At 65.7% G+C, this 20,104-nt stretch carries 19 protein-coding genes; 8 read left to right on the forward strand and 11 right to left on the reverse strand.

Annotated features, from left to right (window positions below):
- Window positions 1–102: 102 nt before the first annotated feature.
- Both ASD87_RS11485 and ASD87_RS11490 read right to left on the reverse strand, forming a co-directional pair.
- Window positions 103–492 (reverse strand): DUF4148 domain-containing protein, encoded by a 390-nt coding sequence (locus ASD87_RS11485; RefSeq protein ID WP_056321292.1) that lies wholly within the window; start codon window positions 490–492, stop codon window positions 103–105.
- Window positions 493–776: 284 nt separating this feature from the next.
- On the reverse strand, window positions 777–3,524 hold the full coding sequence (locus ASD87_RS11490) for a pitrilysin family protein (RefSeq protein WP_056321297.1): 2,748 nt from the start codon (window positions 3,522–3,524) through the stop codon (window positions 777–779).
- Between the two features lie 132 nt (window positions 3,525–3,656).
- Here ASD87_RS11490 and ASD87_RS11495 point away from each other — a divergent pair, with 132 nt between their 5' ends.
- From ASD87_RS11495 to ASD87_RS11505, 3 genes are all read left to right on the forward strand, one after another.
- Window positions 3,657–4,256: a GNAT family N-acetyltransferase gene (locus tag ASD87_RS11495; protein ID WP_056321298.1), complete on the forward strand. Its 600-nt coding sequence runs from the start codon at window positions 3,657–3,659 to the stop codon at window positions 4,254–4,256.
- 247 nt (window positions 4,257–4,503) lie between these two features.
- Window positions 4,504–4,884 (forward strand): hypothetical protein, encoded by a 381-nt coding sequence (locus ASD87_RS11500; protein WP_056322693.1) that lies wholly within the window; start codon window positions 4,504–4,506, stop codon window positions 4,882–4,884.
- A gap of 115 nt (window positions 4,885–4,999) precedes the next feature.
- Complete coding sequence (locus ASD87_RS11505) at window positions 5,000–5,557, forward strand: GNAT family N-acetyltransferase (protein ID WP_056321301.1); 558 nt, start codon at window positions 5,000–5,002, stop codon at window positions 5,555–5,557.
- A gap of 25 nt (window positions 5,558–5,582) precedes the next feature.
- On the opposite strand, the gene ASD87_RS11510 is transcribed toward ASD87_RS11505, so the two are convergent.
- Both ASD87_RS11510 and ASD87_RS11515 read right to left on the reverse strand, forming a co-directional pair.
- Window positions 5,583–6,755 (reverse strand): VWA domain-containing protein, encoded by a 1,173-nt coding sequence (locus ASD87_RS11510; protein WP_056321305.1) that lies wholly within the window; start codon window positions 6,753–6,755, stop codon window positions 5,583–5,585.
- A gap of 25 nt (window positions 6,756–6,780) precedes the next feature.
- Window positions 6,781–7,662, reverse strand: a complete 882-nt coding sequence (locus ASD87_RS11515) for a MoxR family ATPase (RefSeq protein WP_056321308.1) — start codon at window positions 7,660–7,662, stop codon at window positions 6,781–6,783.
- Window positions 7,663–7,837: 175 nt separating this feature from the next.
- On the opposite strand from ASD87_RS11515, the gene ASD87_RS11520 reads away from it, so the two are divergent.
- A complete protein-coding gene (locus ASD87_RS11520; RefSeq protein ID WP_056321309.1) occupies window positions 7,838–8,191 on the forward strand; it encodes a cytochrome c in 354 nt (117 codons plus the stop codon).
- Between the two features lie 12 nt (window positions 8,192–8,203).
- On the forward strand, window positions 8,204–8,566 hold the full coding sequence (locus tag ASD87_RS11525; protein WP_056321311.1) for a cytochrome c: 363 nt from the start codon (window positions 8,204–8,206) through the stop codon (window positions 8,564–8,566).
- A gap of 65 nt (window positions 8,567–8,631) precedes the next feature.
- On the opposite strand, the gene ASD87_RS11530 is transcribed toward ASD87_RS11525, so the two are convergent.
- Entirely contained in the window at window positions 8,632–9,057 is a 426-nt protein-coding gene (locus tag ASD87_RS11530) for a DUF1841 family protein (RefSeq protein WP_056321316.1), read from the reverse strand.
- A 205-nt stretch (window positions 9,058–9,262) separates the two neighbouring features.
- Here ASD87_RS11530 and icd point away from each other — a divergent pair, with 205 nt between their 5' ends.
- From icd to ASD87_RS11545, 3 genes are all read left to right on the forward strand, one after another.
- Window positions 9,263–10,519, forward strand: a complete 1,257-nt coding sequence (icd, locus tag ASD87_RS11535; protein ID WP_056321319.1) for an NADP-dependent isocitrate dehydrogenase — start codon at window positions 9,263–9,265, stop codon at window positions 10,517–10,519.
- A 153-nt stretch (window positions 10,520–10,672) separates the two neighbouring features.
- Window positions 10,673–11,932 carry an O-antigen ligase gene (locus ASD87_RS11540; protein WP_056321320.1) on the forward strand — a complete coding sequence of 420 codons (1,260 nt, stop codon included), beginning with the start codon at window positions 10,673–10,675 and terminating at the stop codon, window positions 11,930–11,932.
- A gap of 216 nt (window positions 11,933–12,148) precedes the next feature.
- Window positions 12,149–13,705 (forward strand): methyl-accepting chemotaxis protein, encoded by a 1,557-nt coding sequence (locus ASD87_RS11545; protein WP_056321323.1) that lies wholly within the window; start codon window positions 12,149–12,151, stop codon window positions 13,703–13,705.
- Here ASD87_RS11545 and ASD87_RS11550 read toward each other — a convergent pair.
- The 6 genes from ASD87_RS11550 to kdpC all read right to left on the reverse strand — a co-directional run bounded on the left by ASD87_RS11550 (window position 13,668) and on the right by kdpC (window position 20,096).
- Entirely contained in the window at window positions 13,668–14,567 is a 900-nt protein-coding gene (locus ASD87_RS11550) for a 4-hydroxy-tetrahydrodipicolinate synthase (protein WP_056321324.1), read from the reverse strand. The genes ASD87_RS11545 and ASD87_RS11550 overlap by 38 nt on opposite strands.
- Before the next feature lie 3 nt (window positions 14,568–14,570).
- Window positions 14,571–14,897 (reverse strand): hypothetical protein, encoded by a 327-nt coding sequence (locus ASD87_RS11555; RefSeq protein ID WP_235512686.1) that lies wholly within the window; start codon window positions 14,895–14,897, stop codon window positions 14,571–14,573.
- A 141-nt stretch (window positions 14,898–15,038) separates the two neighbouring features.
- Window positions 15,039–15,800: a TorF family putative porin gene (locus ASD87_RS11560; RefSeq protein ID WP_056321327.1), complete on the reverse strand. Its 762-nt coding sequence runs from the start codon at window positions 15,798–15,800 to the stop codon at window positions 15,039–15,041.
- Between the two features lie 117 nt (window positions 15,801–15,917).
- On the reverse strand, window positions 15,918–16,610 hold the full coding sequence (gene kdpE / locus ASD87_RS11565; RefSeq protein WP_056321330.1) for a two-component system response regulator KdpE: 693 nt from the start codon (window positions 16,608–16,610) through the stop codon (window positions 15,918–15,920).
- Between the two features lie 9 nt (window positions 16,611–16,619).
- Window positions 16,620–19,436 (reverse strand): sensor histidine kinase KdpD, encoded by a 2,817-nt coding sequence (locus ASD87_RS11570; protein ID WP_056321331.1) that lies wholly within the window; start codon window positions 19,434–19,436, stop codon window positions 16,620–16,622.
- A 51-nt stretch (window positions 19,437–19,487) separates the two neighbouring features.
- The gene (gene kdpC, locus ASD87_RS11575; protein WP_056321334.1) at window positions 19,488–20,096 is read right to left on the reverse strand and encodes a potassium-transporting ATPase subunit KdpC; all 609 of its coding nucleotides are present in this window, start codon (window positions 20,094–20,096) and stop codon (window positions 19,488–19,490) included.
- Window positions 20,097–20,104: the final 8 nt, after the last annotated feature.

Raw genomic sequence — 20,104 nt, forward strand, 5'->3', positions numbered from 1 at the left:
ACTGCAACTTCAACTACTGCTACTTCAACCGCCGATGTATGCCGAAAATACCGGCCTCAGGCCATGATGCCGCCCGAGGCCGGCCGGGCTACAGCAAGCAGCTCACCGGCTGATCGGCGGGTATTCGAGCTCGCCGAACGTGTATTGACCGCTGGCCTTCGCTTGCGCCAGTTCCTGCTGGACATCGGCGCGCGACTTCGCGGCGGCCGTGGCGGCGGCGACCGGCGGGTACTGCAATTCGCCGAACGTGTATTGGCCGCTGACCTTGGCCTGTTGCAACTGGGCTTGCACTTCCTGCGAGCTCAGGCTGGTCTTTTGGGGCAGGGCGGGCGGATAGTCCAGCTCGCCGAAGGTGTACTGGCCGCTGACTTTCGCTTCGTGCAGTTCAGTCGCCACCTGGGCGCTGCTCTTTGCTTGCTCGACGCCGGCGGCTTGTGCGCCGACACCGGCCAGGGCCAGGGATAGGAAAAGGGTAGTGGCTAGGGTTTTCATGATGAGACCTCCAATTCGTCGTAAATGGGGACCGAATCCGGCGGCGCTCCGTCGTGTTCGTTTGCTGTTCCCGATGAACTGAATTGTCCTCGTCATCCATCCTGGGATAAACCCTTATTCCTTGAAAACATCTTTCCAAATAACCGAGTAATAGATTCAGGACGACAAATTATCCCCATCAATGGAATGGTTGAATCCATTTCCCGCCTTCCCGCTCCAGGGGAACAAATCGACTATGCAAAAAAAACCCCTGCCGAAGCAGGGGTTTTGCAATTGGCGATGCGTCAGGGCTTCTTGAAGTCACCCGCCAGCGCCGTGCTGAATCCGTCCGGACGCACGTACTTGCGCAGCGCGGCGTTCACCGCCTCTGGCGTCAAGGCAGAGATCTTCTTGTCCATCTCGGCCGACCACGCAAACGTGCGACCACGCTCCAGATAGTCCAGCCAGGTGCTGGCCAATACATCGTCCTGCGCGCGCGCCAGATTGCGGTAGTTCAGCAGCGCCGTGATGCCCTCCGAGATTTCCTTGTCCGAGAAGCCATCCTTCAGGACCCGCGCCAGTTCCTCATTGATTGCCTTCTCGAGGCGCTCGCGGTTCTGCGGCGCGTAGATCGCATAGATGCTCCAGCTTGCGGCAGGTTCGAACGACGATACCGACAGCGAGCTGCGCACGTTGTACGACAGACCTTCGGTCTCGCGCACCCGGTTCCACAGCCGCGACGTTTCCGACGCGCCGAACAGATAGTTGGCCAGATACAGCGCCGCATAATCCGCGTCCGTGTCCTGCAGCTTCAGCGGCATGCGCGACAGATAGAACGCGTTGGCCTTGTCCGGCGTATTGATGTCGAACTGCTTGGCCGGCACGTCGCGATACGGGTTTGGCACGCGGGTATAGGCCGGCGCCTTCTTCCAGCCGGCAAGTCCCGCGCGCAGCGATTTTTCCACCGCTTCCGGCTCGAAATCGCCCACCGCCGAGAACTCGATGTCGCCCGCGCCGTAGAACTTCGCGTGGAACTTGGCCAGTGCCTCGCGATTCAGCGCGCGCACGCCGGCCAGCGACTCCTCGAACGTCGGCACGTAACGCAGGTCGTCGGCAGGCCACGGATTGTCGTGGCGGGCCAGCGTACGGCTGGCCAGGGCCGACGGCTCCGTCATCGCGTTCTGGATCGAGGTCTCGAGCTGACGCTGGTATTCCTCGACTTGTTCCTTCGGGAAGCTGGCGTTGCGGATGATCTCCAGCGCCAGCGCCGTCAGTTCGGGCAGATTTTCGCCCTTGGTCGACATCGCTACCTTCAGCGTCGTGCCGCCGCCGCTAAAGCCCAGCTCGGCCTGCAGCTTGTCCAGACGGTCCTGAATGTCCTGGCGCGTCAGCTTGTCCGTGCCGCGCAGCAGCAGGTCGGCGGCCGCGCTGGAATTCACGCGTTGGCCCAGCAGGTCCTTTTCGTTGCCGAATTGAATCAGCATCTGCGCCTGCACGCGGCTGCCGCGCGTGGCCTTGGGCAACAGCGCCAGTTTCACCGGGCCATTGGGCAGGTCAAGCGTCGTGCGCTTTGTCAGCTTGTCGATGTTGGCCGGCGAGGGATCGAACGCCGAGGCGGCCTTGAAGTCCGGATCGCCCTTGTAGTCCTTGAACACCGCCGTGAGGTCCACGCGCTGTGTCTGCGGCGCGCGCACCGGCTTTTCGGTCGGGATGTAGCGGCCTTCGATGCGGTTGCTCTGCACCAGATAGGTCGTCGCGGCCTTTTGCACTTCGGCCAGCGTGGCCTGACGCGCGCGGTCGCGCTGCAGGAAAAAGAGGCGCCAGTCACCCGCGGCGATCGCTTCAGATAGCGCGACGCCGACTTGTTCGGGGTCGCTGTAGGTCTGTTCCCACGAGGTCAGCCACTTGCTGCGCGCGCGGTCCAGCTCCTGCTGCGTGAACGGCTTTTTGTCGAGCGACTCCAGCGTGCCCGTCAGCGCCGTCATGGCCGCGTCCAGGTCCTTGCCCGGCGTCAGTTGCGCGGCGAACATCGCCAGTCCCGGATCCAGATTTTCCATCGTGAAACCGAACACGCCCGAGGCCAGCTTGGTCGGAACCAGCGCATGGTACAGACGGCCCGACGGCGTGTCGGCCAGGATCGTGGTGGCCAGGTCGAACGGCACGAAGTCCGCGCTGGCGCCGGCGGGGATGTGATACATCGCCGCGACCAGCGGCGTGCCGCCCGTGCGGCGCAGCGTCACCGACCGCTCGCCGTCCTGCGCCGGCTCTACCGTGTATTCCGGCGGCAGCTTGCGGTCGGGCTTGGGCAGCTTGCCCAGCGTGGCCTCGATGTCCGCCAGCGTCGTCTGCGGGTCGAACTTGCCCGCCACGATCAGCACGGCGTTATCGGGCTGGTAGTACTCGTGGTAGAAGGCGCGCAACTGCGCGATGTCCACGTTTTCAACGTCCGAGCGGGCGCCGATCGTGTTCTTGCCGTAGCTGTGCCACTGGTAGGCCGCCGACTGCATCTTCTGCATCAGGATGCGGAAAGGACTGTTCTCGCCGCTTTCCATTTCATTGCGGACCACGGTCATTTCCGAGTCCAGGTCTTCCTTGGCGATCAGCGAATTGACCATCGCATCGGCCTGCCAGCCGAGATACCACTTCAGTGTTTCGGGGTTGGCCGCGAAGCTGGCGAAGTAGTTGGTGCGGTCACTGGAAGTCGACCCGTTGGCCTGCAGGCCGCGGCGCGAGAACTCGCCCATCGCGTTACGCGTGGTGGACGTGCCCTTGAACAGCATGTGTTCCAAGAGGTGCGCCATGCCGGTCTGGCCGTAGTTTTCGTTGCGCGAGCCCACCAGGTAAGTCATGTTGACCGTGGTGGACGGCTTGGATTCGTCGGGTACCAGGAGCACCCGCAGGCCATTGGCCAGGCGGTATTCGGTGATGCCTTCGATCGAGGCGGCCTCCGTGACGCCGGCCGGCAGGCTGGCGGCTCCGGCCTGAAAGGCCAGGAAGGAGGAAAACAGCAGCACGCCCAGGGGGCGCGGCAGCTTCGACAGGGACAAGCGCATGGCGGATCATTCCTTTGGCATGGCAGAATCCGTTGGAGTGTATACGTTGGCAATGGTTCAGGCGCTGCGGCGGGCCTCCCTCCAAAGCCGCCGCATCGCTTAAGCGCCAGCCGCGATGCCGAGGAAATTGCTATGTCCCTGACCGTCGAAGTCCAAACGCCCCGCCTGGTGCTGCGGCAATGGCGGGCCTCCGATCGCAAGCCCTTTGCGGCCCTGAACGCGGACCCGACAGTGACGCAGTTCCTGCTGCCGCTCACGCCCCAGGAAAGCGATGCCCTGGCCGACAGGCTGGCCGCGGGCATCGACGAGCACGGCTGGGGCTTCTGGGCGGTGGAAGCGCCCGGCGTGGCGCCGTTCATCGGCTTCGTGGGCATCAAGCCGCTGGCGCCTGCGTTGCCCTTTGCGCCCGGGGTGGAGATCGGCTGGCGTCTCGCGCAGTCATTCTGGGGACGGGGCTACGCCAGCGAGGCGGCCGGCGCGGCCCTTGGCGTGGGCTTCGAGCAGGTCGCGCTGGATGAGATCGTCGCCTTCACCGCCACGGACAACCAGCGGTCCCGCACCGTAATGGACCGCCTGGGCATGGTGGCCGACCCGCAGCCCTTCGATCACCCCGCCGTGCCGCCAGGCCATCCTTTGCGCGCCCATGTGCTGTACCGCATCGGGCGGGACGCCTGGCGCCGCCGGCGCGACGCGGGGGGCGCTACAGACGGTGCGGTGTTTGCGGCAGCATAAGCGGCGCGAAGCCGCATCCGGCTTGATGCTGCGGCGCAGCAACTGTGATTTCCCAGGGGATTTGAATCGGTTCCGGTCGCGGGTGTAAGCTTTTAAGCACGCATTCGCTGTTGCTGACGGGATGCGCGACAGCCGTTTTACCGGCTTCCCGTCCAACGCCAGACGCCGCCGCAGCGCGGCGCCGGTGCTTGTCGTTCGCGCCTTCGCCGCCGGCATCCTGCTGGCGCATTCTACGGAGGAACGACCCATGCTGACCGAGATCGTCACGCGTGCCTTGTCCCAACTGACCGGCAATGCCCTGAATGGCGACGGCATCAAAGGACAGTTTCAGTACGCTTATGCCAGTGATGACGGCCAATACGTGGCCATATTGACCCATGACATGACCACCTACGTGGTGGACCTGAGTTCCCAGCGGTATTTCGCGGAGTGCGGCGGATCGCCTCGCGGATTTGCCGGCCATGTGCTTGAAATGGAGGGCGCCACCGCGCGCTCCCATCCGTGGCCCGCCGCGCAAGATTTGTTCGACCTGGACATGGACGCCGACGAATTGGCATGGCGGCAGTGCCCGGGTTTGCGCCATGCGGGAAACGGCGCGCATCGATCTGTGGAGAGCCGCGCCGCCTGAGAGTGGCCAGAAGCGGCAACATTTCACTGAACCGGCGACATCGCCGGTTTTTTTTCGCCCTGTGCCCCGTTTACGCCGGTAGGCGGCGCCCGGCCCGGTCGCTAAAATCCTGGCCATGACAACGCCCGCCGAACTCCGCGCCCCGCAAGGCTGCACCCTGGTCCTGTGCACGCACGCGCGCCACGCCGACCAGATCCTGGCCATTTTCAATGACGCCATTGCGAACTCCACCGCGCTGTACGACTACAAGCCGCGGCCGCGCGAGGCGATGCAGGGCTGGTTCCAGGCCAAGGAGCAGGGCGGTTTTCCGGTCTTGGGTCTGGAAAACGAAGACGGCGAATTGATGGCGTTCGCGACCTACGGCACGTTCCGCGCATTTCCGGCGTTCAAGTATTCGGTCGAGCATTCCGTCTACGTGGACGGGCGCTTTCGCGGACGCGGCCTGGGCGAGGCGATGATGGGCCTCCTGATCGAACGGGCGCGCGCCGATGGCGTGCACGTCATGGTCGGCGGCATCGACGCGTCCAATCAGGGCAGCATCCGGCTGCATGAAAAGCTGGGGTTCGTGCACGCCGGCACCATCCGCGAGGCCGGCTTCAAATTCGGCCGCTGGCTCGACCTGGCCTTTTACCAGCTGACGCTTAACACGCCGGAAAACCCGGTCGACGGCTGAGATCGGCGGCTGGCGCCCTCGGCCTCTACTTCGACAGCATCCGCATCGCCTGCTCCAGGCCGGCGACGGTCACGGGATACATACGGTCTTGCATGATGTCGCGCATCAAGGCAATGGACTGGCGGTACTGCCAGGAGGCCGTGGGCTCGGGGTTCAGCCACACCGACTTGGGCCAGGCGTCCAGCAACCGGCGCATCCATTCGGCGCCGGGTTCCTTGTTGTAGTGTTCGACCGAGCCCCCGGGCTGCAGGATCTCGTAGGGACTCATGGTGGCGTCGCCCACGATGATCAGGCGCCAGTCCGGGTTGTACTTGCGCAGCACGTCCCAGGTGTCGAAGCGCTCGTTCTGGCGCCGGCGGTTGCTTTGCCACAGGCTTTCGTACGGGCAGTTGTGGAAGTAATAGACCTCGAGGTTGCGGAACTCGCTGCGGGCCGCCGAAAACAGTTCCTCGACGCGGCCGATGTGGTCGTCCATGCTGCCGCCCACGTCCAGCAGCATCAGCACTTTCACCGTGTTGTGGCGTTCCGGGACCATGCGCAGGTCCAGATGGCCGGCGTTGCGCGCGGTGCTGGCGATGGTGTCGTCCAGGTCCAGTTCCAGATCGGCGCCTTGGCGCGCGAAGCGGCGCAGGCGGCGCAATGCCACCTTGAAGTTGCGCGTGCCCAGTTCGACCTGGTCGTCGTAGTCCTTGAACTGGCGCATGTCCCAGACCTTGACCGCCGTGCGGTTGCCGGCCGATGCGCCGCCCACGCGGATGCCTTCGGGGTGATAGCCGCCGTTGCCGAAGGGCGAGGTGCCACCCGTGCCGATCCATTTGCTGCCACCCGCGTGGCGCTCCTTCTGCTCATCCATGCGCTCCTTGAAGAGCTCCATGAGCTTGTCCCAGCCGTGCTTTTCGATGGCGGCCTTTTCTTCAGGCGACAGGCTTTTTTCGAACTGCTTGATGAGCCAGTCGAGCGGGATCTCCTTGCCTGCGGGCAACGCGGCCTCGATGCCGCGGTAGTACGCGCCAAACGCCTTGTCGTAGCGGTCGTAGAGCGATTCGTCCTTGACCAGCGTGGCGCGCGCCAGGAAGTAGAACTCGTCCAGCGTGGGCGACATCAGGTCCTGGCGCAAGGCGTCCACCAGCGTCAGGTATTCCTTGACCGAGACCGGCAGCTTGTGCGCCCGGAGGTGATAGAAGAAGTCGATCAGCATGTGCGTGCCGCCCTTGGATGCGGGATCAGCGGCGCTGGCCGCCGCGCGTCATGGCCGCCAGGCGTTCAAGAAGATGCACGTCCTGCTCGTTCTTGAGCAGCGCGCCGGCCATCAGCGGCACGGCGGTGGCGGTGTGCGCGTCGATCTGCGCGGCCGAGACGTCCTCGGCCAGCAAGAGGCGCAGCCAATCCAGCAGTTCGGACGTGGATGGCTTTTTCTTCAGGCCGGGCGCATCGCGCAGCGCGAAGAACGTGTCCAGCGCGGCGCGCAGCACGTCCTGCTTCAGATCCGGATAGTGGACCGCCACGATGTCGCGCATCGTGTCGCGATCGGGAAAGCGGATGTAGTGAAAGAAGCAGCGGCGCAGGAACGCGTCGGGCAGGTCCTTTTCGTTGTTGGACGTGATGATGACGAGCGGACGGTGGCGCGCGGAGATGGTCTCGCGCGTCTCGTACACATGGAACTCCATGCGGTCCAGTTCGCGCAGCAGGTCATTGGGGAATTCGATGTCGGCCTTGTCGATCTCGTCGATCAGCAGCACCACCGGCTCGTGCGACTGGAACGCCTGCCACAGCGTGCCCTGCACGATGTAGTTGCGGATATCGCGGACTTTCTCGTCGCCCAGCTGCGAATCGCGCAGCCGCGAGACGGCGTCGTATTCATACAGGCCCTGGTGCGCCTTGGTGGTGGACTTGATGTGCCATTGCAGCAGCGGCCGTCCCAGCGCGCGGGCCACTTCCTCGGCCAGCATCGTCTTGCCGGTGCCGGGTTCGCCTTTGATCAGCAGCGGGCGCTGCAAGGTGAGGGCGGCGTTCACGGCGAGCTTGAGATCGTCGGTGGCGACGTAGCTGTCGGTGCCATCGAAGCGGACTGGCTTGGCGGAGGAGGCGGTCTGGGCTGCGGACATGGTCTGATGGCTTCTGTGGTTTGATTGGGATCAACACTAACGCAAGGTATTAATCCTGAGCAATTATCGTACAATCAGGCGGTTTTGCTTTGGGTTCCACCCGCAACGTGTTTGCAGAGGGCCTTTTCGTGTGAGCAGGCCCTAGTCCTTAGCCATACCAAGAAGAGTCATTCCAATGAAGTTGCGAACCTCTCTGAAGTACACGGTTTCCGTGTTGGCCACGATGGCGTCCTGTGCGATCGCCGGCCAGGCTGTTGCTGCAGACGCAGCGCCGGTCGGTAATGTCCAGAATGCCCGAGACAAGGTTTCGATGTGCATCGGTTGCCATGGCATCCCAGGCTACAAGGCATCGTTTCCCGAGCTTTACCATGTTCCGATGATTGCTGGCCAAAACGCCAAATACATCGAAACGGCCCTCAACGAGTACAAGAAAGGCGCGCGCAGCCATCCCACGATGGATGCCATCGCCGGCAGCTTGACCGACCAGGATATCGCCGACCTGGCCGCGTACTACTCGAATCTCAAGTAAGGGGGCAACACCATGAACCGCACCATGCTTGCCCTTGCGGGCGCGACCCTGGCCATTTCGGGCGCAGCCGCCCAGGCGCAGGACCTGGCGGCCGGCAAGGCCGTCTTCGATAAATTCAACTGCGCCTCGTGCCACGGCGTCGACGCCAAGACGGCGGTGGATCCCGCCTATCCGACGCTGGCCGGCCAGCATGCTGATTACCTGGTGCATGCCCTGAAGGCCTACAAGCGTGGCGCCTCCGGCAGCGCGGCCACGGCCAATGTGCGCAAGAACCCGATCATGGGCGCCTTTGCCACGCAGCTGTCCGACCAGGACATCTCCAACGTGTCGGCGTGGCTGGCGTCGCTGCCCAGCGACCTGGGCGTCCGGCGCTAAGACGCGCCCGCTGCGGCGGGTGTGCAAGCAAAAAACCCTCGCGAGCGAGGGTTTTTTTGTTTGGATCAGAGGCTGGCGCGGCGGCGGATCAGGTCGATGTAGGTGTCGCTGTCCAGCGGCGTGCCCAGGCGTTGCGCTTCCCAGACGACCTGGCCCAGGCATTCCATGATTTCGTGGGCGGCGTGGTGCGCGTCCGAGCGCGCCGTCAGCTGCTGGTAGGCCTGGCGGATGCCGGGCGGATGGTCGATGGACAGTTGTTCCGCAATCGCCAGGTGCATGGAAAGGTGCAGGAACGGATTCGTCCGGCCTTTTTCCACCGCGTATTCGGCCGTCATGGCGTCGGGGCTTTCGAGGTCCGCGTGGTATTCCGGGTGCTCGATGATCCAGTCCAGCGCGATCGCCTCCAGCGGGGTCAGGACCTCGTTGGCGCGGTGCTTGCGCCAGGTTTCGATAAAGAATTCGCGAACTTGGTCGCGGGAGGGATTGAACATCGGGAGGGGGCCAAAAGCAGGATGGAGTCGCGTTATTTTACCGCCCCACGATGCAGCTCAGGTTTCGCCCGGCGCTTTGCGATATAGAATGGGCTGCTATCCGCCATCCGGTGTGCGGTTCGCAGGAGGCGGTATGACCCGCGGAATCGGACGTTGTCCGATCCTGGCGCGTGCAGAAAAACCACCCGGAGCAAATGGAGCATTCATGTCCTACCAACATATCAAGGTTCCCGCCGGCGGCCAGAAAATCACGGTCAACGCCGATTTCTCGCTGAATGTGCCTGACCAGCCCGTCATCCCCTTCATCGAAGGCGACGGCACGGGCGCCGACATCACCCCCGTCATGATCAAGGTCGTCGACGCGGCAGTGCAGAAGGCGTATGGCGGCAAGCGCAAGATCCATTGGATGGAGGTCTACGCCGGCGAAAAGGCCACCAAGGTCTACGGCCCGGACGTGTGGTTGCCCGACGAAACCCTGGAAGTCGTCAAAGACTACGTGGTTTCCATCAAGGGACCGCTGACCACCCCGGTCGGCGGCGGCATCCGGTCGCTGAACGTGGCCCTGCGCCAGCAGCTGGACCTGTACGTGTGCTTGCGCCCCGTGGCCTACTTCAAGGGCGTGCCGTCCCCGGTGCGCGAGCCCGAAAAGACCAACATGGTGATCTTCCGCGAGAACTCGGAAGACATCTACGCCGGCATCGAATACATGGCCGAAAGCGAGCAGGCCAAGGAACTGATCCAGTTCCTGCAGACCAAGCTCGGCGTCAAGAAGATCCGTTTCCCGAACACTTCGTCCATCGGCATCAAGCCGGTGTCGCGTGAAGGCACCGAGCGCCTGGTGCGCAAGGCCGCCCAGTACGTCATCGACAACGACCGTACGTCGCTGACGCTGGTGCACAAGGGCAACATCATGAAGTTCACCGAAGGCGGCTTCCGCGATTGGGGTTACGAGCTCCTGCAGAAGGAGTTCGGCGCGCAGCTGATCGACGGCGGCCCGTGGTGCAAGTTCAAGAATCCCAAGACCGGCCGCGAGATCATCGTCAAGGACGTGATTGCCGATGCGTTCCTGCAGCAGATCCTGCTGCGTCCCGCGGAATACGATGTCATCGCCACCCTGAACCTGAATGGCGACTACATTTCGGACGCGCTGGCCGCGCAAGTGGGCGGCATCGGCATCGCCCCGGGCGCCAACATGTCCGATTCCGTGGCCATGTTCGAGGCCACCCACGGCACGGCGCCCAAGTATGCCGGCAAGGACTACGTGAACCCCGGTTCCGAAATCCTGTCCGCCGAAATGATGCTGCGCCACATGGGCTGGACCGAAGCCGCGGACCTGATCATCTCCAGCATGGAAAAGTCGATCCAGTCCAAGAAGGTCACGTACGACTTTGCCCGTCTGCTCGAAGGCGCGACGCAGGTGTCGTGCTCCGGCTTTGGCCAGGTGATGATCGAAAACATGTAAGCCGCGAAAAGGGCCCCCCGCAAGGCTGTCTGCCGTGCAAGGCCCGGCTCCCGCTCTTTCGCCAAACCCGCCCGCCTTCATGGCCGGCGGGTTTTCTCTAACCACCGGCATGACGCGCATCGTGCGTGCTTTGTTCTTTTCAGGTTGATTGTTGTGCCCCGACTGTATGTAACCCTGGCCGCCTGGCTGGTGCTGCTGATGCCCGCCCTGGCGCTGACCAGCCCCGTGGGCGGCCCCGCCGTTCTGTATCTGAGCGCCTTGATCGCCCTGACCGCGATCACCATGAACGCCGTCAAGCGCTACGAGCCCATGGATTTCCGCGCGCTCTGGCCCCTTTCCCTGGCGCTGCTGTCGCCGCTGGCCTGTCTGCTGATCACCTCGGCCGTGAAAGGCATGTGGAGCAGTTCCGAACTTGAGAAACTGCTTCGGTTTGCCTTGGCGCTTCCCGTCCTGTGGTTGCTGCTGCGCGCGCCGCAACGCCTGCTTCGCCATATCGAATGGACCATCCTGGCCGGCGCGCTGGCCGGGTCCATCCTCTTGATCGTGACGATGCTCTCGGGCGGCCGCGGCGCGGTGGTCGAGGTGGGCGGACGCTACAACGCCGTGGCCTTTGCCAACATGGTGCTGCTGTTGGGCGGCATGACGTTGCTGTCGCTGGGCTGGGGGCCGGGCTCGCGCTGGCCGCGCCTGGAAACGGCGGTCAAGCTGGTGGCCGTGGCGCTGGCCGTGGTCGCGACCTGGCTGTCCGAAACCCGCAGCAGCTGGATGCTGTTGCCCATTCTGGGCCTGGTCTTTCTGCTTGGGCTGCGCAACTGGCGCCGGCGCCACAAGGTGTACTGCGCGCTGGCTGTCTGCGTGGCGCTCGTCGCCAGCGCGGCGGCCATCTGGACCTTCAGCAGCCGCATGCAGCAGATCACCCACGACGTTCAGGGCTTTTCCACGTCGGCCAACCGCGATACGTCGTTCGGCATCCGGCTGCAGCTGTGGCATGCCTCGTTCCTGATGTTCGAAAAGAGCCCGATCGTGGGCATCGGCCCAAGCCGGTTCCGCGAGGAACTGCGCGAGCTGCAGAAGCAGGGCATCGTGACGCAGGAAGTGGTGGATGGTTTTGGCGAGCCGCACAACGACCTGCTGGCCGCCATGGCGGGATACGGCCTGCTGGGTCTGTTGAGCATGCTGGCGCTGTATCTGGTGCCGGCGGGCGTGTTCTTCCGGCGCCTGGCCAGCGACGACCGGGTGATCCGGGTGGGTGCGCAGATGGGGCTCTTGTTCTGCCTGAGCTACTGCGCGTTCAGCATGACCGAGATGATGTTCCGCAATATGCGCAGCGTGCCCACCTATGCGCTCATCATGGTGGCGCTGATTGCCCTGACGACGGCGCGGCCGCAACGCGTCGCCCCGCCCGGGGCCTAGGGCACGGGCGGGCGTCGTCCCGCCGTCCGGTTTGAAGCAGAACGCAAGGCGCGAGTCGCCTTGCGTTTTTTTTTTATGGAAATTGAGCTAGATCAAAGTGACTAGTCAAATCGAATTCAAACGAAGTTTGAAATAGTATCCTCGTCGGCCAATCTACATAAAAAGTCACAATCCGCCGATTTTTGTTTCGAGTCGCGGTCATGCAGAAGAGAGTCGATGAGTCATTCCAGCTTGCGCAGGGAACTGTTGTGGTTCGTGTTTGCCATTGGCGCCGCCGTCCTGGCGCTGGGCGTGTGGGACGCCTGGCAGCGGCGCGCCGAGATGATGGAGGACCGCAAGACGGAGCTTCGCCACGTGATCGACATGGCTGCGGGCGTCGTCAGCGGGGGCAAGCGGCGCGTGCAGGAAGGCGTGCCGCTGGCCGAAGCCAAGCGCGACGTGGCGCGCCAGCTGTCGGCAATGCGGTACGGCGCAGATGGTTATGTGGGCGCGTTTGGCGACGACTACGATCTATTGGTGCATCCCGACGCGAAGCGGGTGGGCACGAACGTGCGCGCCACGCGCGACAGCGACGGGCAGCCGCTCTTTGAGAACCTTTACGCGCAAGGCAAGGCGGGCGGCGGCTACGTGCGCTACCTGTTCCCGCGGCCGGGCGCCGAGGATCCGCTGCCCAAACTGACCTACGCGGCCTACGACCCGGAATGGGGCTGGCTGATGTTCACGGGCCTGTATGTCGACGACGTCGACGCGGCGTTCTACGGCACGCTATGGCGGCAGGGCAGCGTGACGCTGGTGTTGCTGGCTCTGGTGCTGACGGCGGCGCTGCGCTTTTTCAGCACGCACATCCTGCGGCCGCTGAACGAGGCGGTGGCCGTGTGCGAGCGGGTGGCCAACGGCGACCTGTCCAGCGCCATCTCGCACCACCATCGCGGCGAAATCGGCCGGCTGTTTGGCGCGATGGCGCGGATGCAGCAGCGGCTGGACGCGGCGGTGCGCACCATCGTGCATTCCACCGCGTCCATTGCGGCCGCCTCGCGCCAGATCGCCGCGGGCAGCGTGGACCTGTCCGACCGCACGGAACAGCAGGCCGCCGCCTTGGAGCAGACCGCGGCCAGCGTGGAAGAGATCACCGCCACGGCCCGGCAAAGCGCCGAGCACGTGCGCGAGGTCAGCGCGTTGGCCGCCGAGGCCGCACGCCTGGCCCGGCAGGGCAGCGACGAGACGCAGCACGCCATCGATGCCATGCGCGAGATCTCGCACAGTTCGCAGCGCATCGACGAGATCATCCGGTTGATCGACGAGATCGCGTTCCAGACCAATATCCTGGCGCTGAACGCTGCCGTCGAAGCCGCGCGGGCGGGCGAGCAGGGCCGCGGCTTTGCCGTGGTGGCAGGCGAAGTCCGGGCCTTGGCCCAGCGCTCGGCCACGGCCGCCAAAGAGATCAAGACGCTGATCGAGGCCTCGTCCGCATCCGTGGCGCGCGGCAGCCAACGCGTGGAGCAGGCAAGCGCCACCATGGGCAGCGTGCTGGAATCGGCGGCCACCAGCGCGCCGCTGATGAGCGAAATCGCCACGGCGTCCGGCGAGCAAAGCGCGGGCATCGAGCAGATCAACGTGACCGTGACGCATCTGGACGGCGCCACCCAGCAGAATGCCGCACTGGTGCAGGAGTTCGCGGCCTCGGCCGCCACGCTGCACGGACAGGCGGGCGACCTGGCGCGCGCCGTGTCGATCTTCAAGCTGTCTGCAACCGGTCAGCCGATGCCGGGATGAGGTCCAGGGCGCGCCGCAGCCGCGCGCTCAGCTCGCGGCTGGCGGGCATCATGGGCAGGCGCAGCTCGTCGGCGATGAGGCCCTGCATGGCCAGCGCGCGCTTGACCGGCGCGGGATTGGGCTCGCTGAACAGTAGCCGGATCAGGGGGCGCAAAGGGTCGAAGCATTCGCGAGCGGCCTGCGCGTCGCCCGACTGCGCCAGCGCCATCAGCGCGACAAAGCGCTCCGGATAAAGGTGCGCGGCCGCGGGAATGGCGCCGCGTCCGCCCGCCAAAAAGTGGTCCAGCAAAGCCAGGTCCTCGCCGCATAAGGCGTTCAGCCGGCCCCGCGCATTCAAGGCGGCCAGCACGGCCGGATTGCATTCCTTCACCGCGCCGAAGTTGGGCAGCACCGCCAGCGCCTCCATGGTTTCGACCGTCATGGCGACGCCCGCGCGCTTGGGGATGTTGTACAGGATGATGGGACGCTCTGTCGCCCACGCGATCTGCCGGTAATGCCACAGAATTCCGGCCTGCGACGGACCCAGGTAATACGGCGGCGGGACCAGGTAGCCGGCCGGCGCGTACCGGTCCAGCCGGCGCACCGCCGTGGCCACGCCCCGGGTGTCGACGCCGCCCACGCCCAGGACCAGCGGCAGCGCGTGCGAGTCGCTGTTGATGGCCTCGATCATCTGGACCTTCTCCGGCATGCTCAAGAGGTTGCCCTCGCCGGTGGAGCCAAAGAGCACCAGGCCGGCGATGCCGGCGTTGCGATAGTAGCGGGCCAACGCCTGCGCGGCGTCCAGATCCACGTGGCCGCCTCGCATGGGCGTCACCATCGGCAGCCACAGGCCCTCGAACATGGGTTTGGCACTCGGGTGCATGGCTCAGCGCTCCGTGACGGCAGTCGCCGGGCGCGCCGGCCCGAATTCCGCACTGGGCAGACCGCGCATGACCGCGGCCATCATGGCGTCCAGTTCGCCGCGTTCGCATTGCAGTTCCAGCGTGCTTTGGGCGTGCGCGTGGTCCACCGACAGCAGGTAGACGCCAATGCGGTCGCCCAATGCGCGGTGCAGGGCCAGCCGCACGTTCAGGGCGTCCAGCGTATCGATGCGCACGGTCAGCGCAATCAGGCGGCATTGCGGCTGCGGCGCGGGCGAGGCGGCAACGGGGGCGGCTATCGGAACCTGGCGAAGGCGCGGTCGGGGAATCATGGCGGTTTGAGGGCGGGGGCCGTTGAGGGCGTCCCGCGTATCCGGTGGGTTGTTGACGATTCCACTATAGAAATCGCGCCGTAAAACCTGCCGATAAATGCGCGTGTGCCGCGTAAAAACCGCGTCAACGGCAGGCGCCGGTCAGAACGTCTTGGTCACCGATAGAAGACCGGTGGCGCGTCCCATGTCGCGGCCCCGGGTATTGGTGTAGACGGCGCGGTCGGCGTTGGTGTCCAGATAGGCCAGCGAGACGGACAGGCCCTGGCCGAAGTCCTTGGTCAGGCCCAGCTTCCAGTCAGTGTAGGACCCGTTGTCGACGTTGCGCACGATCTGGTGGCCCGCATGGGCGTTGATGACGAGGCCCCAGATGCCGGTGTCGAAGTTGCCCGACAGGTCGAAGTACTGGCTGTACTTGCTGTCGGCAAAGCCGAACAGGTTGGTCAGCGCAAGGGAATACTTGAACATCACCGGGCCGTATCCGATGCTGGCGTAGAGTTCGGTGGTGTCGGGGCTGGTGTAGCCGGATGGATAGTCGCCCGGGTAGTAATACTGCAGCACGCCCAGGTCCACGGGCACATTGTCCGTCAGATTGCCCTTGTAGCCGCCGTAGAAGTCCATTTCCACAGGCGCGGAGACGTCGCTGTTGCTGTCGTTCAGCCAGCTGATGCTGGAGTTCCAGTTGCCCAGGTAAAAGCCGCTGGCGTGCGCGAGGTCGAAGCCGCCTTGGATGGCGGGCCGGTTGTTGGTCTGCATGAGGCCGCGATAGCGGTACTGGCTGGCGAGCGTGACGTTGGCCGTCAGGGAATACGGTGACACGGCATCGGCGGCGACGGGGGCGTCGGCGGCTTGCGCCAGGGGAACGAGGGATAGCAGCGCCACTGCGGCGAGGGTGTTGCGGGGCATGGGAAAGCCTCCTGGTGTTGAGCGGACCGCAACAATAGGAGGACCGGCATAAAGCGCGAGACAAGACTCGCGCCCTGCGCGTAAAGCGCGCGTCAAAATGGCTGCGCGCGCGAAAGCTCAGCCCGCAAAGCGGTAGCCCACGCCGATCTCGGTCAGCAGGAACACGGGCTGCGCCGGGTCGGCCTCGAGCTTCTGGCGCAGATGGCCCATGTAGATCCGCAGGTAGTGATTGCTCTCGACATGAGACGGCCCCCACACCTGCCGCAGCAGTTCGCGGTGGGTCATGACCTTGCCCCGGTGGGCCAGCAGCGCCGCCAGCAGGCGGTATTCCATCGCGGTCAGGTGCACGTGCTGGCCGGCGCGTTCGACGACGCGCCGCGAGAAGTCCACGCGCACGTCGCCAAACGCGATCTCGGCTGCATTGCCCGCGCCGCCCCGCCCATGCCTGCGCAGCAGCACGCGCAAACGCGCCAGCAGTTCACTGACGCCGAAAGGCTTGGCAAGGTAGTCGTCGGCGCCCGCGTCCAGCGCCGCGACCTTGTCGGCTTCTGCGCTGCGCGCGGACAGCACCAGCACGGGCACTTCGGTCCAGCCGCGCAGCTCGCGGATGAGCGTCATGCCGTCATCGTCAGGCAGGCCCAGGTCCAGCACGATCGCGTCGGGCTGGCGGGTGCCCGCCTCGATCAGCCCGCGTTTGACGGTGTCGGCCTCGTGCACCACGCAGCCTTCGCTTTCCAGGGCCTGGCGCACGAACCGCCGGATGTTGGCGTCGTCTTCGATGATGAGGACTATGGGCTGGAAATCGAACATTGGGGGTACTCAGGCGGTTTCGGGTTGGATCTCGGGCGGAGCGCCCAGCGGCAGGCTGAAGACGAATTGCGCGCCGCTGGCCTGGCCGGGCGTGTGTTCGACCCAGATGCGGCCGTGGTGGGCGGCGACGATCGCTTCGCACACTGCCAGTCCCAGGCCGACGCCAGGCGTGGCGGACTCGCGTTCGCCGCGCGTGAATTTTTCGAAGATGCGGCGTTCGGCGCCGGGCGCCACGCCGGGGCCGTTGTCGGCAATGGCCACGCGCATTTCGCGCCCTTGCGTTTGGGCTCCCGGGGTTTCGGCCTCATGCACGAAGGCGTGAATGCGCAGCGTGCTGCCGGCAGGCGTGTACTTGGCCGCGTTCTCCAGCAGATTGCACAGCACGCGTTCGATCAGCACGCCGTCGCACTCCACCAGCGGCAGCGCGGACAGCGGCGCGACCAGGACCTCGCGGCCGGCCAGCGGTTCGCGCATGGCCGCCAGCGCGGCGCCGACCAGCTCTTCGATGGATTGCCATTCCAGGCGTAGCGGCGTATCGCGGCTTTGCAGCCGCGCCATGTCCAGCAGGTTGACCACCAGCGCGTGCATGCGCTGCGCCTGATCGCGCATGGCGCGCACCGTGTCCTGCACGCCAGCGGGCAGTGCCTGCCGCTCGCGCATCAGCGTGTCGGTCATGCCCACCAGGCTGGTGAGCGGCGTGCGCAGGTCGTGCGAAACCGCGGCCAGCAGCGAGTTGCGCAGTTTTTCGGATTCCATGCTGACCACGGCCTGCTGCGCAACCTCGACATAGTGCAGGCGTTCTAGCGCAATGGCGATCAGGGTGGCGTAGGCCTCGACCTGGCGGCGCGTGTCTGGATTGGCGTAGAGGCTGCGGCGGGGCGCGTCCAGCACCAGCACGCCGCGGGTGCGCATCGGCGCCTTCAGCGGCAGGTACAGCAACCCGCTGTTGGACAGGGTGGCGGTGCCGGCGCCCGCAGGCTGGCCGTGGTCGTACACCCACTGCGCCAGCGCCGATTCGGGCGCGGACATGTCGCTGTCGGCGGGCATGGCCAGTTTCAGGCGGTCGTCCAGGCCCAGGATGTAAAGCGCGCAACGCGCGCCAAAGGTGGCATGCACGAACGAGCCGGCCAGCGCGACGATCTGTTCGGGCAGCAGGGCGGAGGACAGTTCGCGCGCGAATTCGTACAGGCTGCGCGCGTCGGCCTCGCGCTTGACCGACGCCTGCGCCTGCAAGCGCAGGCCGGCGGTAAGCTGGCCGATCAGCAAGCCCACGCCAAGCAGCACGCCGAAGGTCAGCAGGTACTGCACGTCCGACACGGCGAACGAAGACAAGGGCTGCACGAAGAAGAAGTCGAACAGCCCGACGCTGACGACCGACGCGAGCGCGGCCGGCCCGCGTCCGTGGCGCAGCGCCACCGCGGCAACCGCCAGCAGGAACAGCATGACGATGTTGGTCTGGTGCAGCGCGGGGAAGACGAGTGAGGACAGCGCCGTGGCCACGGCGCAGTAGCACAGCGCCCACACGTACCCCGCCAGTGGCCGGGCGGCGCGTTCGTCGTCGGCTGCGCGCGCGCGGCGGCCCAGCGTGAGCGGGTCGCGTTTGGCGGGCGCGTGCTGGGGAACGGGCGGCGCGCCCAGCCGGATGATGTCGATCTCGGGGCACCCGGCGGCGAGCTGGTCGGCGAAGCTGTGGCGCCGCCACAGCCAACCGTGCGACATGCCGGCGGTCAGCAACGCCGTCAGCGACAGGCGCAGGCGCTGCCATCCGCCGGCGCGGGTGCGGCCCACGATCACCTTGGTGATGTTGTGGCGGCGGACATAACGCACGACGGCGTCGACCATGTCGCCGCCTGCCAGCGTTTCGGTGCGCGCGCCCAGCGCGTCGGCGAGCGCCAGGCCGTGCTGCAGGCGCTCGGTTTCGGCGGCGGCGGGCGGCGCGGCGCGCGGCGTGTCGATGGTGACGACATGCAGATCGCAATCGAGCTGCTGGCTCATGCGATGGGCGTTGCGGATGACGTATTCGGCGTCGGCGTCGGACCCGATGCAGGCCACGATGGCTTCGCGCGTGCGCCACACGGACTCGATGGCGCGGTCGCGGCGGTAGGCCTGCACATCGTCGTCCACGTGCTCGGCCGTGCGCCGCAGCGCCAGCTCGCGCAGCGCGATCAGATTGCCCTTGCGAAAGAAATTGCGGGAGGCGTGCCGCGCCTGTTCGGGCAGGTAGACCTTGCCTTCCTTCAAGCGGCGCAGCAGTTCGTCGGCCGACAGGTCGACCAGCATGACCTCGTCGGCCGCATCGAACACGTCGTCGGGCACCGTTTCCCAGACGCGCACGCCGGTGATGCTGCCCACGGCCTCGTTCAGGCTGTCCAGGTGCTGCACGTTCAGCGTGGTCCAGACGTCGATGCCGGCCGCGAGCAGCTCCTGGATGTCCTGCCACCGCTTGGCGTGGCGCGAGCCGGGGGCGTTGGAGTGGGCCAGTTCGTCGACCAGCACCAGCGCCGGACGGCGGCGCAACGCGCCGTCCAGGTCGAATTCCTTGAGCACGTGGCCGCGGTAGACAACGTCCCGAAGCGGCAGGACCGGCAGGCCATCGAGCAGCGTCGCGGTCTCGCGGCGGCCGTGGGTTTCGACGATGCCGGCAAGCACGTCCGTGCCCTGTGCGGCCTGCGCGCGCGCCGCCGCCAGCATGGCGTAGGTCTTGCCCACGCCGGCCGACGACCCGAAATACACGCGCAGCTTGCCGCGCACCGCCTGCCGCTCGGCGGCGTCCAGGGTTTTCAAGAGCGCGTCCGGATCGGGACGCTCGCCAGCGATGTCAGCCATGAACGCGCAAGGAAGGGGAGGAAACGGCTGGCAATACTATACGCCGCCCCATCATCGCGGGCCGCGCAGCTTGTCCAGCGCCAGGTTCAGCGTCAGCACGTTGACCGCGGGGCTGCCCAGCACGCCCAGCCAGGGCGTGGCGGTGTGGGCCTGGATAAGCGCATCGACCTCGCTGCGCGGCAGATTGCGGGCCCGCGCCACCCGGTCCGCCTGATAGGCTGCGGCGGCCGGACTGATGTGCGGATCCAGCCCGCTGCCCGAGGCGGTGACAAGGTCGGCCGGAATCGGCGCGGCGTTGTCCGGATCGGCCGCCTTCAAGGCCGCGATGCGCGCCTGGACGGCTTCGGCCAGCGCCGGGTTGCGCGGGCCGAGATTGGAGCCGCCGGAGGCTGCCGCGTTGTAGGGCATGGGCGCCGTGGCCGACGGGCGGCCCCAGAAATATTGCGGCGAGGTGAACGATTGGCCGATCAACGCGGATCCGACCACCTTGCCGTCCTGCTCGATCAGCGAGCCGGCGGCTTGGTGGGGGAACACGGCCGACGCGATGCCGGTGGTCAGAAACGGATAGGCCAGGCCGGTGATGAGCGACAGCGCGGCGAAGACGGTCAGCGCGGGGCGCAGGATGCCGCCTTGGCGCGGCGCGGAAGTTGCGGTGGTCATGAGGAATT

The organism is Achromobacter sp. Root170, from assembly GCF_001428165.1.
Lineage (GTDB): Bacteria > Pseudomonadota > Gammaproteobacteria > Burkholderiales > Burkholderiaceae_B > Achromobacter > Achromobacter mucicolens.

Excerpts from the sequence above, each read along its gene's own strand:
- ASD87_RS11485 (WP_056321292.1), bottom strand. The coding sequence starts at position 492 with ATGAAAACCCTAGCCACTACCCTTTTCCTATCCCTGGCCCTGGCCGGT.
- ASD87_RS11490 (WP_056321297.1), bottom strand. The coding sequence starts at position 3,524 with ATGCGCTTGTCCCTGTCGAAGCTGCCGCGCCCCCTGGGCGTGCTGCTG.
- ASD87_RS11495 (WP_056321298.1), top strand. The coding sequence starts at position 3,657 with ATGTCCCTGACCGTCGAAGTCCAAACGCCCCGCCTGGTGCTGCGGCAA.
- ASD87_RS11500 (WP_056322693.1), top strand. The coding sequence starts at position 4,504 with ATGCTGACCGAGATCGTCACGCGTGCCTTGTCCCAACTGACCGGCAAT.
- ASD87_RS11505 (WP_056321301.1), top strand. The coding sequence starts at position 5,000 with ATGACAACGCCCGCCGAACTCCGCGCCCCGCAAGGCTGCACCCTGGTC.
- ASD87_RS11510 (WP_056321305.1), bottom strand. The coding sequence starts at position 6,755 with ATGCTGATCGACTTCTTCTATCACCTCCGGGCGCACAAGCTGCCGGTC.
- ASD87_RS11515 (WP_056321308.1), bottom strand. The coding sequence starts at position 7,662 with ATGTCCGCAGCCCAGACCGCCTCCTCCGCCAAGCCAGTCCGCTTCGAT.
- ASD87_RS11520 (WP_056321309.1), top strand. The coding sequence starts at position 7,838 with ATGAAGTTGCGAACCTCTCTGAAGTACACGGTTTCCGTGTTGGCCACG.
- ASD87_RS11525 (WP_056321311.1), top strand. The coding sequence starts at position 8,204 with ATGAACCGCACCATGCTTGCCCTTGCGGGCGCGACCCTGGCCATTTCG.
- ASD87_RS11530 (WP_056321316.1), bottom strand. The coding sequence starts at position 9,057 with ATGTTCAATCCCTCCCGCGACCAAGTTCGCGAATTCTTTATCGAAACC.
- icd (WP_056321319.1), top strand. The coding sequence starts at position 9,263 with ATGTCCTACCAACATATCAAGGTTCCCGCCGGCGGCCAGAAAATCACG.
- ASD87_RS11545 (WP_056321323.1), top strand. The coding sequence starts at position 12,149 with ATGAGTCATTCCAGCTTGCGCAGGGAACTGTTGTGGTTCGTGTTTGCC.
- ASD87_RS11550 (WP_056321324.1), bottom strand. The coding sequence starts at position 14,567 with ATGCACCCGAGTGCCAAACCCATGTTCGAGGGCCTGTGGCTGCCGATG.
- ASD87_RS11555 (WP_235512686.1), bottom strand. The coding sequence starts at position 14,897 with ATGATTCCCCGACCGCGCCTTCGCCAGGTTCCGATAGCCGCCCCCGTT.
- ASD87_RS11560 (WP_056321327.1), bottom strand. The coding sequence starts at position 15,800 with ATGCCCCGCAACACCCTCGCCGCAGTGGCGCTGCTATCCCTCGTTCCC.
- kdpE (WP_056321330.1), bottom strand. The coding sequence starts at position 16,610 with ATGTTCGATTTCCAGCCCATAGTCCTCATCATCGAAGACGACGCCAAC.
- ASD87_RS11570 (WP_056321331.1), bottom strand. The coding sequence starts at position 19,436 with ATGGCTGACATCGCTGGCGAGCGTCCCGATCCGGACGCGCTCTTGAAA.
- kdpC (WP_056321334.1), bottom strand. The coding sequence starts at position 20,096 with ATGACCACCGCAACTTCCGCGCCGCGCCAAGGCGGCATCCTGCGCCCC.